We start from the raw sequence: 15,918 nt of genomic DNA on the forward strand, positions 1-15,918 counted from the left end.
GCGAGCTCCCCGTGGTCGATCAGGTTCCGGCCGGATGCCGGTCCGGTCTGGTGGTGCCCGGCGTGCACGCCTGTTCATACATATGATCGCGCCGCCTTCTCCAGTGTTCACGGAGAAGGCGGCGCGATCACAGGGCGCGTACCGGGCGAATCAGTGCGCCGCTACAGGCTCCGGCGCGTTCTTCGGCTCCTCCTCGCCGGCCTCGGCGCTGTAGTCGGACGGCCTGGTCTCGTCCGGGCCGTCCGGCGCCTTGAGCGCCCGCAGCACCAGGGTGAGCGCCACCGCGACGAGCAGGTTGAGCACGAAGGCGGTCAGGCCGATGTAGCCGATCTCGCCGATGCCGGGGATCCCGGCCGCGCTGCCGCCGAAGTGCTTGGTGGCCGGGCTGGCGATCCCGTACGCCTTCCAGGTGCCGTACGCCATGCCGGCCGCCCAGCCGGCGAACAGCGCCCAGTGGTGGAACCAGCGGGTGAACAGGCCGCCGACGATCGCCACGAAGGTCTGGAGGATCCACAGCCCGCCCAGCAGCTGGAGGTTGATCGCGGCCTGCTTGTCCATGCCGAGCACGAAGATCAGCGCGCCGACCTTCACCAGCAGCGAGACCAGCTTGGCGATCCGGGTCTCGTCGGCGGGGGTGGCGGCGGGCCTGAGCCACTCCTTGTAGACGTTGCGGGTGAACAGGTTGGCCGCCGCGATGGACATGATGGCGGCCGGCACCAGCGCGCCGATGCCGATCGCGGCGAAGGCCACGCCGGTGAACCAGTCGGGGAACATGTCGGCGAACAGCCGCGGCACCGACAGCTGGGCGTTGAACCCCTTGACGCCCTTGCCGACGCCCGCCGCGATCGCCATGAAGCCGAGCAGCGCCAGCAGGCCCAGCATCAGCGAGTAGGCGGGCATGATCGCCATGTTGCGGCGCACGGTGTTGCGGGACTTGGAGGCCAGGACGCCGGTCACCGAGTGCGGGTACATGAACAGGGCCATCGCCGAGCCGAGCCCGAGCGTGGCGTACGTCCACTGCTTGTTCTCGGGGATGGTCAGCGAACCGGCCTTGGCCTCCTTGAAGTGCTGCGCGGCCGAGTCGAAGACGTGCCCGTAGCCGCCGAGCCGGATCGGGATGTAGATCACCGCGACGATGATCACGATGTAGACCAGGGCGTCCTTGACGAAGGCGATCAGCGCCGGGGCGCGCAGGCCGGAGGAGTAGGTGTAGGCGGCCAGCACGCCGAAGGCCAGGAACAGCGGCAGGTCCTTGACGAACCAGTTGGCGTTCTCCCCGCCGCCGACGCCCAGTACGTCCAGCACGGCCTGGATGCCGACGAGTTGCAGGGCGATGTACGGCATGGTGGCCAGGATGCCGGTGAGCGCGATCACCAGGGACAGCGGCCGGGAGCCGTACCGGCCGCGCACGAAGTCGGCCGGGGTCACGTAGCCGTGCACCCGGGAGACCGACCAGAGCCTGGGCAGGAAGAGGAAGACCAGCGGGTAGGCGATGATCGTGTACGGCACCGCGAAGAAGCCCGCCGCGCCGGTCGCGTACACCGCCGCCGGGACGGCGACGAAGGTGTACGCGGTGTAGAGGTCGCCGCCGAGCAGGAACCAGGTCACCCAGGTCCCGAAGCTGCGGCCGCCCAGGCCCCACTCGTCCAGGTGCGCGGCGTCGCTCGCGCGGCGCCAGCGCGAGGCGAGGAAGCCCATCACGGTGACCAGGACGAAGAACAGCACGAAGACCACGAGGGCCGGCACGTTGACGTCCCTCATCGCGCACCGCCCTTCCGGGCCGCCGTGCGGGCCTTCTCGTCCCGGTTGATCAGCAGGTAGGCGGCGACGGTGAACACCGCCGACACCGGCACCCAGAGCAGCTGGTACCAGTAGAAGAAGGGCACCCCGGCCACCGCCGGGTCGCTCTTGCTGTAGGAGGACACCCAGAGCATCGCGACGATCGGCACGAGCAGGGCGAGACCGGCCAGTACCCGCTCGGGCGTCACCGCGGGGACGGGCCTCCCGGGTGGCTCGGGCATGACATCTTCGACGGCAGGGTGATCAGAGGGCATCTTTCGGCTCCGCTCCGGAGGGGTTCCCCGTCGGCGCCGCAGCCCGGCCGGCGCGAAGCCGTACGAGCCCGCCGAGCAGCACCATCGGTGATCGGCAGTCAGATCGGTACGGCTGCGCAATCTAGAGCATGGGGTGATCCGTGTCACCGGAGTTGACGCAACTTCCCACCAGACGGACGTAACCGACCGGTGTGCGCCGTCGAAGGGCGCAAAGGAGCCGTCGGCGGGGGCGCGGAAATACGTTGTCATGGCAACGGAAAAGGATTCGCCGTCGCCGGACGTCGTCAAGCTGTCGGCGCGCAACGCAGAAGGCACCGGCGCGCGAGTCGCGTGCGCCGGTGCCCGAAGTGCGGTGGGGGAGTGCGGTTACTCCGGACGCTTCAGTCGGGTGATGAACTTGTAGCGGTCGCCGCGGTAGATCGAGCGGACCCACTCGACCGGATCGCCCTCGGCGTCGAAGGAGTGCCGGGAGAGCTGGAGCATCGGCAGGCCGAGGTCGGAGCCGAGCAGGCCGGCCTCGCGCGGGTTGGCCAGGGTGGTCTCGATGGTCTCCTCGGCCTCGGCCACGGTGACCCCGTACACCTCGCGCAGCGCCGCGTACAGCGAGTTGTGCCTGGCCAGGTTGCGGCGCAGGGCCGGGAAGCGCTTGGCGGACAGGTGGGCGACCTCGATGGCCATCGGGTCGCCGTTGGCCAGCCGCAGGCGCTCGATCCGCAGCACCCGGCCGCCGGGCTTGATGTCGAGCAGCGGGGCGAGCCGGTCGTCGGCGGTGATGTAGCCGATCTCGATCAGCCGGGAGGCGGGCTCCAGGCCCTGGGCCCGCATGTCCTCGGTGTAGGAGGTGAGCTGGAGGGCCTGGGCGACCTTGGGCTTGGCCACGAAGGTGCCCTTGCCCTGGATGCGCTCCAGCCGGCCCTCGACGACCAGCTCCTGGAGGGCCTGGCGCACGGTGGTGCGCGAGGTGTCGAACTGGGCGGCCAGGGCACGCTCGGGCGGCACCGGGGTGCCGGCGGGCTGGGTCTCGGTGAGCTGCAGCAGGTGCCGCTTCAGGCCGTAGTACTTGGGGACGCGCGCGGTCGGGTCGGTGCCGGCCTGCGTCGGGAGGTTGTTCACCTCGGGGCCGTTGACCTGGGCCGTGGTTCCCCCGTCGCTGCTCATCGGACCTGTTCTCCCGCTTCTCGCGAGGCCTTCGCCGACCCCGCCACATCGTTAACGGCTCACATCGTTGCATGTATGGCTACGGAACGAATACCTCATCACGCGATGAACGATGTGCGGTGTCGGCTTGATAACGGGTGGTCGAGATCGGTCGAACAGCCGTTGACAGGCCCATTGGTCTAGGCCAAGCTCCAGGCATCTGGTCTACACCACTAGACCGGTCACTATGAATCCCCCCACCCGTTCGAAGGGGTCGGCGGCACCTTTCCCCCCGCTTTGTGTGGGTCTGCCGCTACCGTCCGACGGGGGCACCCAGGCATCCCTCAGGAGGATGGCGTGAAGCGTCAGCTCATCGCGGCGGTCGGCGTCGCAGCAATGGTCGTCGGCCTGGCGGCTTGCAGCTCGGACGGCAAGGACAGCGGCGGTTCGTCCTCGGCGGCCAAGAACTACGACGGCAAGACCCTGACCGTGTGGCTGATGGACGGCTCGGCCCCCAAGGGCTGGGAGGAGAGCGTCAAGGCCGACTTCGCCGCGGCCTACCCGGGCGCCAAGCTCGAGGTCCAGACCCAGAAGTGGAACGGCATCGGCCAGAAGGTCACCGCCGCCCTCTCCGAGGGTTCGGTGGACGTCCTGGAGATCGGCAACACCCAGACCGCGGGCTACGCGGCCACCGGTGGTCTGCTCGACATCACCAAGGACAAGTCCGACCTGGGCGGCGCCGACTGGGCCGCCAACCTGAACGAGTCCTCGATCATCGACGGCAAGCAGTACGCCGCCCCGTGGCTGTTCACCAACCGCGTGGTGACCTACAACAAGGACATCTGGGCCAAGGCCCAGATCGCCGCCCCGCCGAAGACCCTGGAGGAGTTCTACACCGACCTGGACAAGGTCAAGGCCGTCTCCGGTGTCAGCGACGCCCTCTACATGCCCGGCCAGGAGTGGTACGTCTACTTCGGCCTGCTGACCAGCGAGGGTGGCAAGGTCGCCAAGAAGGAAGGCGACAAGTGGGTCGGCGGCCTGTCGAGCCCCGAGGGCCAGAGGGCGTTCGAGACCTACAAGAAGCTGCAGAGCCACTCGGTCACCGCGCCGAAGGACAAGGACGAGGCCACCCCGCAGCAGAAGGACCTCTTCGCCAAGGGTGACATCGGCACCATCATCGGCCTCGGCTGGGAGATCCCGAAGCCCGAGGAGCTGGCGGCCGACAAGATCGGCTACTTCGCCCTCCCCGGCGCGACCGCGGACAAGCCGACCAGCGTCTTCCTCGGCGGCTCGAACCTGGCGATCGCCCAGCAGAGCAAGAACCCCGAGCTCGCCAAGGGCTTCCTGAAGATCGCGATGAGCGACAAGAACGAGGGCCTCATCGCCTCCTCGGGCCTCATCCCGAACAAGGTCTCGCTCAACAGCAAGGTCACCGGCGACTTCGCCAAGGCCGCCCTGCCGGCCTCCGCCAACGGCGCGACCACCCCGAACGTTCCGACCTGGACCAACGTCGAGAACGAGCCGAACCCCATCAAGGAGTTCCTGACCGCGGCGCTGACCGGCGACCCCGTCGCCGCGGCCAAGAAGGCCGACGACGAGATCGCGAAGCGTCTCAACCAGAAGCAGTAAGGCAGTTGAGCGGCGTCGCTCACCGGCTCCCGGCGGGGGGTCGGTGGGCGGCGCCTTCCGTCGTGGTCGGGTTTGCAAGGAAGAGAGAGCGATGGCTGCGCAGTCGGAACGGGTGCAGACACAGTCCCCGGAGTCAACGAATTCCGTGGTGGCGTCGACAGACAGGTCCACCACCCCCGGTGCCGAACGCACCCCGAAGAGGAGCGGCAGACCATCGGACAGGCCGAGTACGGCGTCCAGGTTCGCCCCCTACCTGCTGCTGCTGCCGGCCCTCGCGGCGACGCTCGTCCTGCTGATCTGGCCGCTGATCGAGACCGTCGTGGTCTCGTTCCAGAACCTCAACAAGCGGCAGTTCATCCAGCACCTGACCGAGTGGAACGGCTTCGCCAACTACACCGACCAGCTCGGCAACTCCGAGTTCTGGGCGATCACCCTGCGCACGGTGATCTTCACGGCGGTCAACGTCGTGCTGATCATGGTGTTCGGCACACTGATCGGCCTGCTGCTCAACACCCTCGGCAAGGGGATGCGGCTGCTGCTCTCGGTCGGCCTGCTGCTGGCCTGGGCGATGCCGGTGGTCGCCGCGACCACCGTCTACACCTGGCTCTTCGACCAGCACTTCGGCGTCGTCAACTGGTTCCTGGACAAGCTGGGCTGGCACTCCATGGCCACCTTCAACTGGACCAGCGGCCAGTACTCCACCTTCTTCGTGATCATCCTGCTGATCGTGTGGCAGTCCGTCCCGTTCGTGGCGTTCAACATGTACGCGGGCCTGACCACGATCCCCAAGGAGCTCTACGAGGCCGCCCGGATGGACGGCGCCGGCTCGGGCAAGATCTGGACCTCGGTGATCTACCCGATCATGAAGCCCTTCCTCCTGGCCACGACCTTCCTCGAGGTCATCTGGGTGTTCAAGGCCTTCACCCAGGTCTACCTGATCAACAAGGGCGGCCCGGACGGCCTGACCCGCACCCTGCCGGTGCACGCCTTCCTGGAGGGCATCGGGTCCCAGCGCTTCGGCGTCGGCTCCGCCATCGCGGTGCTCACCATCCTGATGCTGGGCGCGCTGATGGCCTACTACTTCCGCATCATTCTCAAGCAGGAGGACGAGCTGTGAGGCGCTCGCTTTTCGGACGCACCTGGCCGAACGTGATCGCGGTCGTCCTCTTCGTCTTCTTCATCTTCCCCGTCTACTGGATGTTCTCGACCGCGTTCAAGCAGAACAAGGACATCGTCAGCCGGGACCCCGTCTTCCTGCCGCTGAACGGCACGTTCGAGCACTTCGACCGGGCCGTGCACGTCCCGCACTTCTGGACGTACGTCACCAACAGCCTGATCGTCACCGTCGGCGCGGTGGTCGGCTCGCTGCTGATCGCCACCCTGGCCGCCTTCGCGATCGCCCGGATGCGCTTCCGCGGCCGCAAGAGCTTCGTCCTCGTGGTGATGGCCGCCCAGATGGCGCCCTGGGAGGTCATGGTCATCGCGGCCTACCTGATCGCCCGCAACAACGACATGCTCAACAGCCTGGTGCCGCTGACCGCCTTCTATCTGATGATGGTGCTGCCCTTCACGATCTGGACGCTGCGCGGCTTCATCGCCGCGGTGCCGAAGGAGCTGGAGGAGTCGGCCATGGTGGACGGCTGCACCCGCACCCAGGCCTTCGTGAAGGTCATCTTCCCGCTGCTCGCCCCCGGTCTGATGTCGACCTCGCTGTTCGGCTTCATCACCGCGTGGAACGAGTTCCCGTTGGTCAACATGCTGAACAAGAAGGAGGCGGCGCAGACCCTCCCGCTCTGGCTCTCCTCCTTCCAGACCGCGTTCGGCACCGACTGGGGCGCGACCATGGCCGCGTCCACCCTGTTCGCCGTGCCGATCCTGATCCTGTTCATCTTCCTGCAGCGCAAGGCGGTCAGCGGCATGACCGACGGCGCCGTGAAGGGCTGAGTCAACGTGAGCATCCTCGTTCCCACCGTCACGGACAGCGACCAGCTGCACCGCGACGCCCTGACCGTCCTCCAGCCCGGCTTCGTCGGCACCGAGCCGCCGGAGTGGCTGCGCCGCCACCTCGCCGCCGGCCTCGGCTCGGTCGCGCTGTTCGACCGCAACGTGGTCGACCTCGACCAGCTGTCCGCGCTCACCGGGGCGCTGCGCGCCGAGAACCCCGACCTGCTGATCGCCATCGACGAGGAGAGCGGCGACGTCACCCGGCTGGAGGCGGGCTCCGGCTCGTCCTGGCCCGGCAACCTCGCCCTCGGCGCGATCGACGACCCGGCGCTGACCAGGGACGTCGCCCGCGAGCTGGGCCGGGCGCTGGCCGCGGCCGGCGTCAACTACAACTGGGCGCCCACCGCGGACGTCAACTCCAACCCGCGCAACCCGGTCATCGGGGTCCGTTCCTTCGGCGCCGACCCCGAGCTGTGCGCCCGGCACACCGCCGCCTGGGTCGAGGGCCTCCAGTCGGCCGGCGTGGCCGCCTGCTCCAAGCACTTCCCCGGTCACGGCGACACCGCGGTGGACTCGCACCACGGCCTGCCGGTCATCGACGTCGACCTGGACGTGCTGCGGGCCCGCGACCTGATCCCGTTCCAGGCGGCGATCGCGGCCGACACCAAGGCCGTGATGACCGCCCACATCATGATCCCGGCGCTGGACCCGAAGCTGCCGGCCACCCTGAGCCCGGCCGTGCTGAGCGACCTGCTGCGCGCCGCGCCGGCCGACGGCGGCCTCGGCTACCAGGGCCTGATCGTCAGCGACGCGATCGAGATGGGCGCCATCGCCGACACCTTCGGGATGGGCGAGGGCACCGTGCTGGCCCTGGTGGCCGGCGCGGACGCGATCTGCGTCGGCGGCGGGCTCGCCGACGAGGAGACCGTGCTGATGCTGCGCGACGCCATCGTGGCGGGCGTGCGCTCCGGCCGGCTCGCCGAGGAGCGGCTGGCGGACGCCGCCGAGCGGGTCAGGGCGCTGGGCAGCTGGGGCCGGATCGCGGCCCAGGGCGAGCGGGTCGAGCCGGACCTGGCGGTCGGCCTGCGGGCCGCGCGCCGGGCGCTCAAGGTGGTCCGGGCACCGGGCCGGGCGGCGCAGCCGGTGAGCGAGCGCCCGTACGTGGCCTCGTTCTCGGACGAGCCGAACATCGCCGTCGGCGACGTCACCCCGTGGGGCGTGGCCGGCATGCTGGCCGACCGCTTCCCCGGCACCCGCACCCGCGAGGTGTCGGCGGCCCAGGCCGCGCCGGAGCTGCTGGACGCCCTGGTCGGCGAGGTGCTGGCCGGCGCCGAGGGTCGCCGCCTGGTGCTGGTGGTCCGGGACGCGCACCGGCACGCGTGGATGTCCGCCGCGCTGGACCGCCTGGTGGCGGCCCGGCCGGACGCCGCCGTGGTCGAGATGGGCCTGCCCCAGTCCGAGCCGGTCGGCGCGCTCTACATCGCCACCCACGGCGCCGCCCGGGTCTGCGGACTGGCGGCCGTGGAGGTCCTCACCGGACAGCCGGGAGCGGTCGGCTGAAACGATCGACGAGACGTCACCGGCCGTGTCCGGTAGGCGTCGGGCGACGGGCCCGTCATGCGCATGTCGCATGGCGGGCCCGTTCCGTTTTCCCCGCGTTGACCTGCGAATCCGTCAACTGACCGTGTTCCCTCAAGCGGGCCTTAAATCCATCTTAAGTTCTACTTACGGTGACGGAACGACAACTGGCGGCCACGCGGTACAACAGCTCTGCAACGGCCGCCCTAAGTAAGGCTTTTGGTCGTTGACACCACCTATGGTCTAGGCCAGAGTCCAGTCATCCGGTTCGAATTTCAACCTCGCCGGATGTGGTATCGGCCCTCCCTGAAGCTCTTCGCCGCCCCCTGTCCGGTTTTCCGCCGCGGGCGCCAATCACGCTGCCGGCGGGCAACACGGCTCTACACCCCTCGGAGGATGGCGTGAAGAAGCGTCAGCTCATGTCGACGCTCGGGACCATGGCACTGGCGGTCGGGCTGACAGCCTGTTCCTCGTCCGGCACACCCGCGTCGGACGGCGGCAGCGCGAACGGCTCCGCCGACGCGAAGGCCGCCGGCGGCACCGTCACCGTCTGGCTGATGGACGACGCCCAGAAGAACTGGCCGGACCTGGTCCAGCGGGTCAACGACGAGTTCGCGGCCAAGTACCCGAACGTCAGCCTCAAGCTCGTCTACCAGGGCTGGGCCGACAAGGTGGGCAAGCTCGACAAGGCCATCGCCGACGGCAACGCCCCCGACGTGGTCGAGCTGGGCAACACGGAGACCATGAAGTACGTGCTCTCCGGCGCCCTGGCCCCGGTGGACCGCGGCACCTTCGACAACTCCGACAGCTGGATCAAGGCGCTCGCCAACACCTGCACGTACCAGGACAAGCTCTGGTGCGTGCCCTACTACGCCGGCTCCCGCGTCGCCATCTACAACTCCTCGACCTTCCAGCAGGCCACCGGCAGCGCCGACTTCCCGAAGAACGAGGCGGACCTGCTGGTCGCCCTGGACAAGATCGCGGACAAGAACAAGGGCGACAAGTCCTTCTCCCCGCTCTACCTGCCGGGGCCGTACTGGTACGCCGCGATGAGCTACGTGGCCGCGTACGGCGGCGGCATAGCCAAGTTCGACAGCTCCGGCAACTGGCACGGCACCCTGCACGACCCCAAGTCCCAGCAGGGCATCAGCCACTTCGTCGACCTGGTGCGCAAGTACAACAAGGGCGACCTGGCGCAGAACGAGCAGAACCAGTTCGAGGCGATGGCCCGCGGGCGCACCGCGTCCTTCTACGGCAACGGCTACGAGGCGGCCAGCGTCACCGCGCCGGTCACCGGCGACCCGAGCATCAAGGACGCCGTCAAGCTGGCCACCATGCCGGGCCCGGACGGCAAGCCGCTGCCGACCTTCATCGGCGGCTCCGACCTCGCCGTCACCGCCAAGTCCCAGCAGGTCGCGCTGGCCACCGACTGGGTCCGGATGTTCACCAGCACCAAGTCCGAGCAGGCGCTGGCCGACAAGGACATCCTCCCGAACAACCTCACCCAGCTGAACCCGCTGAAGAACAAGCCGGCCACCGCGGCGGCCGCCAACGCCGTCCCGGACGCCTGGTTCACCCCGCTGGCCCCCGGCTGGGGCGCGATCGAGAAGCAGAAGATCATCCCGGACATGCTGACCGCGATCCTCAAGGGCAAGTCGGTGGACCAGGCCACCAAGGAGGCGGACGCCGCGATCGACCAGCTGATCAACAAGGCGTCCTGACCGACGGGGCGTCCTGACCGGTCGCCGCGCCCCTCGGCGCGCCCCTCCCGCTTCCGGCGGGGGCGCGCCGAGGGGCGCGCGCACGTGCCGACGGAGGTGCCCGGCGGCGGGTGCGCCCGTAGGATTGCGGCACGCAGAACCGCAGCGAGTGTGCGGACTCGCCGCCCGTGGAGGTCCCCGCCGGGCAGCCGCCCGAGCGGGGTCGAACCGTCACATCGGAGGCAGACCCAGATGTCCGACCCGCAGACTGTTTCCGTCCCCGGCCGGATCATGGCGGCGGAGATGGCCGAGCAGCCGGTTGTCCTCCAGCGCATCCTCGACGAGGGTGCCCCGAAGATCCGCGAGGTCGCCGCGCAGATCGCCGCCCGCAGCCCGCGCTTCGTCCTGCTCACCGCGCGCGGCACGTCCGACAACGCCGCGCTGTACGCCAAGTACCTGATCGAGATCCTGCTCGGCAAGCCGGCCGGCCTGACCTCGATGTCCACCACCACCGCGTACGGTGCCAGGCCGGACCTCACCGACGTCCTGGTCGTCACCGTCAGCCAGTCCGGCGGGTCGCCCGACCTGGTGGCCTCCACCAAGGCCGCCCGCGAGGCCGGTGCCATCACCCTCGCGGTGACCAACAACGCCGCCTCGCCGCTGGCCGAGGTCTCCGAGTTCCACATCGACGTGCTGGCCGGCCCGGAGAAGGCGCTGCCGGCCACCAAGACCTACACCGCCGAGCTGCTGGCGCTCTACCTGCTGGTCGAGGGCCTGCGCGGGGGCGACGGGGCGGCCGCCAAGGAGCTGCCGGGGCTGGCCGCCGGGGTGCTGGCCCGCAGGGCCGAGGTGAAGGCGCTCGCCGAGCGCTACCGCTTCGCCCAGCGCCTGGTCATCACCTCGCGCGGCTACGGCTACCCGACCGCCCGCGAGGCGGCGCTCAAACTGATGGAGACCACCTACATCCCGGCCACCCCGTTCTCCGGCGCCGACCTGCTGCACGGCCCGCTGGCGATGGTGGACAACGTCTCGCCGGTCATCGCGATCGTTCCGGACGGCAAGGGCGGCGAGGCCCTCCAGCCGGTCCTGGACCGCCTGCGCGGGCGCGGCGCGGACCTGGTGGTGGTCGGCCAGCAGGCGCAGGTGGAGGCCGCCTCGGCGGGCTTCGCGCTGCCGGCCGGCGTGCCGGAGGAGGTGCAGCCGATCCTGGAGATCCTGCCGCTCCAGCTGCTGGCCTACGAGGTCACCATCGCCCGCGGCCAGGATCCGGACGCCCCGCGCGCCCTGGCCAAGGTCACCGAGACGAGGTAGCCGGGGCCGGACGCGAGCCGGCCCCCGGTCCACAGTCGTGGGCCGGGGGCCGGATCTCTGAGCGGCGGAACATGGTTCGGGGGGCCGCGAGCACGAGGTCGCGGGTCCTGGGGCCGCGGGGCCGAAAACACTACGGGCCACGGCGCCGACACGGGACCCTCAACCCATGCGGCACCGTAGCCCGGAGCTGTCGTCGGGCACCGGAGTCGACCGAGAACTGTGCGGGGTCCTCGCTCGGCGGCGTCCGACCGAGGAGGGGCCGCGCGCGGTCAGGGCAGTTGCGCGGGGGCCTCTCCTTGGTGCCCTTTCATTGTGGACTAGACCAATCTCGGTTGTCCAGGCCTCTCGGCAAATTGGTCTAAACAACTTCAGGGGGGGGCGGCCGGCCACCGCGGAGCCCCCGCCGGACCCTCGCCGAGCCGCCGGCCGGACCCCCGCGGAAGCCCGCCCACCGGTCCGCCGCGCCCCGCCGGGACCGGCGGCGCTACCCTCGCCATGTGCCCTCGCTGAACGAACTCGTCCGCCGCCACACCACCCTCACCGGGACCGATGTGGAGTGGCTCCACCACCTGGTCGCGGAGTGGCAGCTGCTCTCCGACCTCTCCTTCGCCGACCTGGTGCTGTGGATCCCCACCTGGGACGGCATCCGCTACGTCTCGGTGGCGCAGATGCGGCCCAACACCGGGCCCACCTCCTACCAGGACGACATGGTCGGCCACCTCGTCCCGCGCGGCCGCCGTCCGCTGCTGGACGCCGCCTTCGACGAGGGCAGGATCGTGCGCGAGGGCGACCCGGAGTGGCGCGAGGAGGTCCCGGTCCGGGTCGAGTCGATCCCGGTCCGGCGCGAGGGCAAGGTCCTCGGGGTGATCGCCCGCAACACCAACCTGCTGACCGTCCGCACCCCGAGCCGGCTGGAGCTCACCTACCTCCAGAGCGCCTCCGACCTGGCCCAGATGATCGCGGCCGGCTCCTTCCCCTACCCCGGCGTCGAGCAGGCCGACATGGACGCCGCGCCCCGGGTCGGCGACGGCCTGATCCGGCTGGACGCGGACGGCGTGGTCACCTACGCCAGCCCCAACGCCCTCTCCGCCTACCACCGGCTCGGCCTCACCACCGACCTGGTCGGCAGCCACCTCGGCCGGGCCACCGCCGACCTCGCCCCGCCGTCCCGCTCGGCCGTCCACGAGGCGCTGGTGAAGCTGGCCAGCGGCTGGGCGCCGCGGCAGACCGAGGTGGAGGCGCAGGGGGGAGTGGTGACCCTGCGGGCGATCCCGCTCAAGCCCAAGGGCGTCTTGACCGGCTCCCTGGTGCTCTGCCGGGACGTCACCGAGCTGCGCCGCCGCGACCGCGAGCTGATGACCAAGGACGCCACCATCCGGGAGATCCACCACCGGGTGAAGAACAACCTCCAGACCGTCGCGGCCCTGCTGCGGCTCCAGTCCCGCCGGATGGATTCGGAGTCCGGCCGGGCCGCGCTGGACGAGGCGGTGCGCCGGGTCGGCTCGATCGCCATCGTGCACGAGACGCTCTCCCAGGCGCTGGACGAGAAGGTGGCCTTCGACGAGATCGCCGACCGGGTGCTGGCGATGGCGATGGAGCTGTCCCAGGACGGGCGGGTGGCGACCCGCCGCAGCGGCAGCTTCGGCATCCTGTCCGCCGAGGTGGCCACCCCGCTGTCGATGGTGCTGACCGAACTGCTCCAGAACGCCCTGGAGCACGCGTTCGGTCCGACCGCCTCCGGGAACCTGGAGGTCAGCGCGCTGCGCGGACGGGCCCCCGCGACCGGGATGGGCTGGTCGGACAGCTGGAACGGCGGCGCCAGGCCGGAGGAGTACCTGCTGATCACGGTGCAGGACGACGGTCGCGGGATGCCGGAGGGGTTCGACCCGAAGACGGCCGGCAACCTCGGTCTCCAGATCGTCCGGACGCTGGCCACCGGCGAACTGGGCGGCACCTTCGACATGGTGGCCGGCCCGAACGGCGGGACCAAGGTGGTCCTGGAGATCCCGGTCCGCTGAGGCTCCGCTCCGTCGAGGCTCCGGGCCGGGGGGACCCCGGCCTGCCGGGAATCCGTGGTGCGAAGGAGCGCAGCGGGGGCGCGCACTCGGCGAGAGCGCCGGGTGAACGCCCCGCGCGCCGGAGTGCGGAAACAGAAACGAGGCCCTGTCGACCGGGGGGGGTGGGTCGACAGGGCCTCTCAACCCGTTCCGGCCGTCGGGGGGAGTCGGCCGGAACGGGGGCTCTGGGTGGTGCGACACCTCGCCGGTGCGTTGCACACGGTGAGCGCCACAGCTCCACAATATTGCTCTAAGTGAACAGTATCAAGTGGCCGGGCGGGTCCGGTGTCGCGGGACCCGACTGGGCCGGGTCCTTTGTTCGGAAGGCTTCACCAGGAGGTGCAGGGAAGCCTTTGATCATGTGTCGATCGGTACTGCGGTGGCCGTCGGTGCTACGGCGTGTGATCAGACGGCGCTGATCAGGCGGTGCGGGCGCGGTTGCGGGCGGCGCGGCGCTTCATCGCGCGACGCTCGTCCTCGCTCATGCCGCCCCAGACGCCGGCGTCCTGACCGGTTTCGAGAGCCCACTGGAGGCACTGCTCCATCACCGGGCAACGGCGGCACACGGCCTTGGCTTCCTCGATCTGCAGCAGAGCAGGACCGGTGTTCCCGATCGGGAAGAACAGCTCCGGGTCCTCTTCGCGGCAGACAGCGCGGTGGCGCCAGTCCATGGTCGTCCAACTCCTCCTGCCGCGGGGGGTGGCCCGATCGGCACAATCGAATGGCTTGTGAATGTGAACGCTTTCACGAATCCCGCAACAGCAAAAGAGACCAAAGGCCTACCGGGCCCGGGTGGTCTGTGCTGGGGGGGATTCGGCGATTCGAGGGACACCCCGCGGTCGGCGCTCCTGTACTTCCGGAGTTGCCGTCGCTGCGATGTGTCCCGATCGCCATGTAGAGGTTCGCAAACCTCGGGCTCGGATACAACCCCCTTCGGGGAGGAATTTTGGATTCTTCGGTGTCGCCTAGCTCACAGCCAGTACTTCTATGGAGTGAAGGGGGCTTGTGCGTTCGAGAAGAAGGAGGAACCCCCCTTCCGGTCACACAATCACACGCAGTGCCCGCCGTACGCCTGTGAAACTGACGCGACTCCTGTCTCCAAGGTGGTCGCCGTCGACCTGGAAGGGGCTGGGTTCCTCTGAAACCAAGGTGAAGTGTCTGACGTCGTGATAGGAGACGACGTGCTTCCCCGAGGGGCCGGCCGGAGGGGCGTCGTCGCTCGAAGACGTGTACGACCGCAGGATCTGACGGACCGTTCGAGCAGTGCCGAACGCCGTCATCCGGGTGATGCCGAAGACGTCCAGATCCGTGTCGAAGGAGGCGAGCGGTGAAGGGTAGACCGGACGGTTGCCGAGGAACGTCCAGGGAGAGGTGTTGCTGACTATCGACAGGACCAGGCCGGGAACCGGCGCGCGGCCCGGCAGTTCCAGGGAGACCGGGCCGGAGCGGCGCTGGTCACGCTGGGTGAAGTAGTGCCGGAGCGCCTGGCCGACGTACAGGGCGTGGGTGGACTTGCGCCCGGCCCTGCGCTGGTCCTCGACCCGGCCGACCACCCCTGCGTCGAAGCCCAGCCCCGCGGTGAAGGTGAACCAGCGGTCCGGCAGGCCGTCGGTCATCGCCTTGCCCAGCCCGATCGGCCGCTCGCGGCCGTGCTCCAGCGCGTCCAGCAGGGCACCGGTGGCCTCCACCGGGTCGTTGGGCAGTCCCAGCGCGCGGGCGAACACATTGGTCGAACCGCCCGGCACCACGGCCAGTCGCGGGACCTTCTCGCCCGGGCCGTGCGCCAGCAGCCCGTTCACCACCTCGTTGACGGTGCCGTCACCGCCCAGCGCCACCACCAGGTCGACCGCGCCGTCCTCCGCCGCCTCACGGGCCAGGTCGCGCGCGTGGCCCCGGTACCTGGTCTCGGCGACCTCCAGCTTGAGGTCGCTGCGCAGGGCGTGGATCAGGACGTCCCTGGTCCGGCCACTGGTGGTGGTGGCCTTGTGGTTCACGACCAGGAGAGCGCGCATGGGGAAAGCCTACGGGTCGGTACGCACCGACCGGCGGCTACCCTGCTGGAGTGACCGCAGAAACCTCCGCACCCGTACCCGCGGCCGGCTCCGGCCGCCCGGCCTCCCTGACCCTGGGAGCCGCCATCACCGCCCTGGAGGGCGCCGCGCTGGCCCTCGTCGGCGTCTGGGACATGGTGGCCGCGCTGTCCGGCGAAGCCAGGCACCTGGCCCTGAACGAGTTCGGCGGAGCGGTGATCGTGCTGCTCGGCGTGCTGCCGGTGCTGGCCGCCCGCGCGCTGCTCAAGGAGCGCCGCTGGGGCCGCAGCCCGGCGGTGCTGACCAACTCGATCTGCCTGCCGGTCGCCTACTACATGGTCGAGAACGGCGGCGCGATGGTCGCGGTCGGCGCGCTGATCGGCGTGCTCGGCCTGGTGGGCATCGGCTGCCTGCTGAACCCGAAGTCGACGGCGGCCCTGTACGCCCCGTCCGAAGACTAGGGCCCACAGGGCCGACC

At 69.9% G+C, this 15,918-nt stretch carries 13 protein-coding genes; 8 read left to right on the top strand and 5 right to left on the bottom strand.

Annotated elements, in window-relative coordinates:
* Positions 1-150: 150 nt before the first annotated feature.
* From mctP to ACIQOW_RS12830, 3 genes are all read right to left on the bottom strand, one after another.
* A complete protein-coding gene (mctP, locus tag ACIQOW_RS12820) occupies positions 151-1,761 on the bottom strand; it encodes a monocarboxylate uptake permease MctP (protein WP_401083439.1) in 1,611 nt (536 codons plus the stop codon).
* A complete protein-coding gene (locus ACIQOW_RS12825) occupies positions 1,758-2,021 on the bottom strand; it encodes a DUF3311 domain-containing protein (protein ID WP_401083441.1) in 264 nt (87 codons plus the stop codon). Before ACIQOW_RS12825 ends, mctP begins: the two co-directional genes overlap by 4 nt.
* A 399-nt stretch (positions 2,022-2,420) precedes the next feature.
* Positions 2,421-3,212, bottom strand: a complete 792-nt coding sequence (locus ACIQOW_RS12830) for a GntR family transcriptional regulator (RefSeq protein WP_223245170.1) — start codon at positions 3,210-3,212, stop codon at positions 2,421-2,423.
* Positions 3,213-3,548: 336 nt separating this feature from the next.
* On the opposite strand from ACIQOW_RS12830, the gene ACIQOW_RS12835 reads away from it, so the two are divergent.
* From ACIQOW_RS12835 to ACIQOW_RS12865, 7 genes are all read left to right on the top strand, one after another.
* Complete coding sequence (locus ACIQOW_RS12835; RefSeq protein WP_401083443.1) at positions 3,549-4,820, top strand: extracellular solute-binding protein; 1,272 nt, start codon at positions 3,549-3,551, stop codon at positions 4,818-4,820.
* 91 nt (positions 4,821-4,911) lie between these two features.
* Complete coding sequence (locus ACIQOW_RS12840; RefSeq protein WP_401083445.1) at positions 4,912-5,937, top strand: carbohydrate ABC transporter permease; 1,026 nt, start codon at positions 4,912-4,914, stop codon at positions 5,935-5,937.
* Positions 5,934-6,764 carry a carbohydrate ABC transporter permease gene (locus ACIQOW_RS12845; protein ID WP_188300098.1) on the top strand — a complete coding sequence of 277 codons (831 nt, stop codon included), beginning with the start codon at positions 5,934-5,936 and terminating at the stop codon, positions 6,762-6,764. Before ACIQOW_RS12840 ends, ACIQOW_RS12845 begins: the two co-directional genes overlap by 4 nt.
* Before the next feature lie 6 nt (positions 6,765-6,770).
* A complete protein-coding gene (locus ACIQOW_RS12850) occupies positions 6,771-8,324 on the top strand; it encodes a glycoside hydrolase family 3 protein (protein ID WP_401083447.1) in 1,554 nt (517 codons plus the stop codon).
* Between the two features lie 437 nt (positions 8,325-8,761).
* Complete coding sequence (locus ACIQOW_RS12855; protein ID WP_401083748.1) at positions 8,762-10,063, top strand: extracellular solute-binding protein; 1,302 nt, start codon at positions 8,762-8,764, stop codon at positions 10,061-10,063.
* A gap of 231 nt (positions 10,064-10,294) precedes the next feature.
* Positions 10,295-11,353, top strand: coding sequence for an SIS domain-containing protein (locus ACIQOW_RS12860; protein ID WP_188300100.1), 1,059 nt, complete (start codon positions 10,295-10,297; stop codon positions 11,351-11,353).
* Between the two features lie 497 nt (positions 11,354-11,850).
* Positions 11,851-13,371 carry a sensor histidine kinase gene (locus ACIQOW_RS12865; RefSeq protein ID WP_401083450.1) on the top strand — a complete coding sequence of 507 codons (1,521 nt, stop codon included), beginning with the start codon at positions 11,851-11,853 and terminating at the stop codon, positions 13,369-13,371.
* 458 nt (positions 13,372-13,829) lie between these two features.
* Here the strand turns inward: ACIQOW_RS12865 and ACIQOW_RS12870 are convergent, their stop codons facing one another.
* Positions 13,830-14,081 (bottom strand): WhiB family transcriptional regulator, encoded by a 252-nt coding sequence (locus ACIQOW_RS12870; RefSeq protein ID WP_014138019.1) that lies wholly within the window; start codon positions 14,079-14,081, stop codon positions 13,830-13,832.
* A 369-nt stretch (positions 14,082-14,450) separates the two neighbouring features.
* A complete protein-coding gene (locus ACIQOW_RS12875) occupies positions 14,451-15,422 on the bottom strand; it encodes a diacylglycerol/lipid kinase family protein (protein ID WP_401083452.1) in 972 nt (323 codons plus the stop codon).
* A gap of 50 nt (positions 15,423-15,472) precedes the next feature.
* On the opposite strand from ACIQOW_RS12875, the gene ACIQOW_RS12880 reads away from it, so the two are divergent.
* The gene (locus ACIQOW_RS12880; protein ID WP_188300103.1) at positions 15,473-15,901 is read left to right on the top strand and encodes a hypothetical protein; all 429 of its coding nucleotides are present in this window, start codon (positions 15,473-15,475) and stop codon (positions 15,899-15,901) included.
* Positions 15,902-15,918: the final 17 nt, after the last annotated feature.

It is taken from the genome of Kitasatospora sp. NPDC091335, from assembly GCF_044757205.1.
Classification (GTDB): domain Bacteria; phylum Actinomycetota; class Actinomycetes; order Streptomycetales; family Streptomycetaceae; genus Kitasatospora.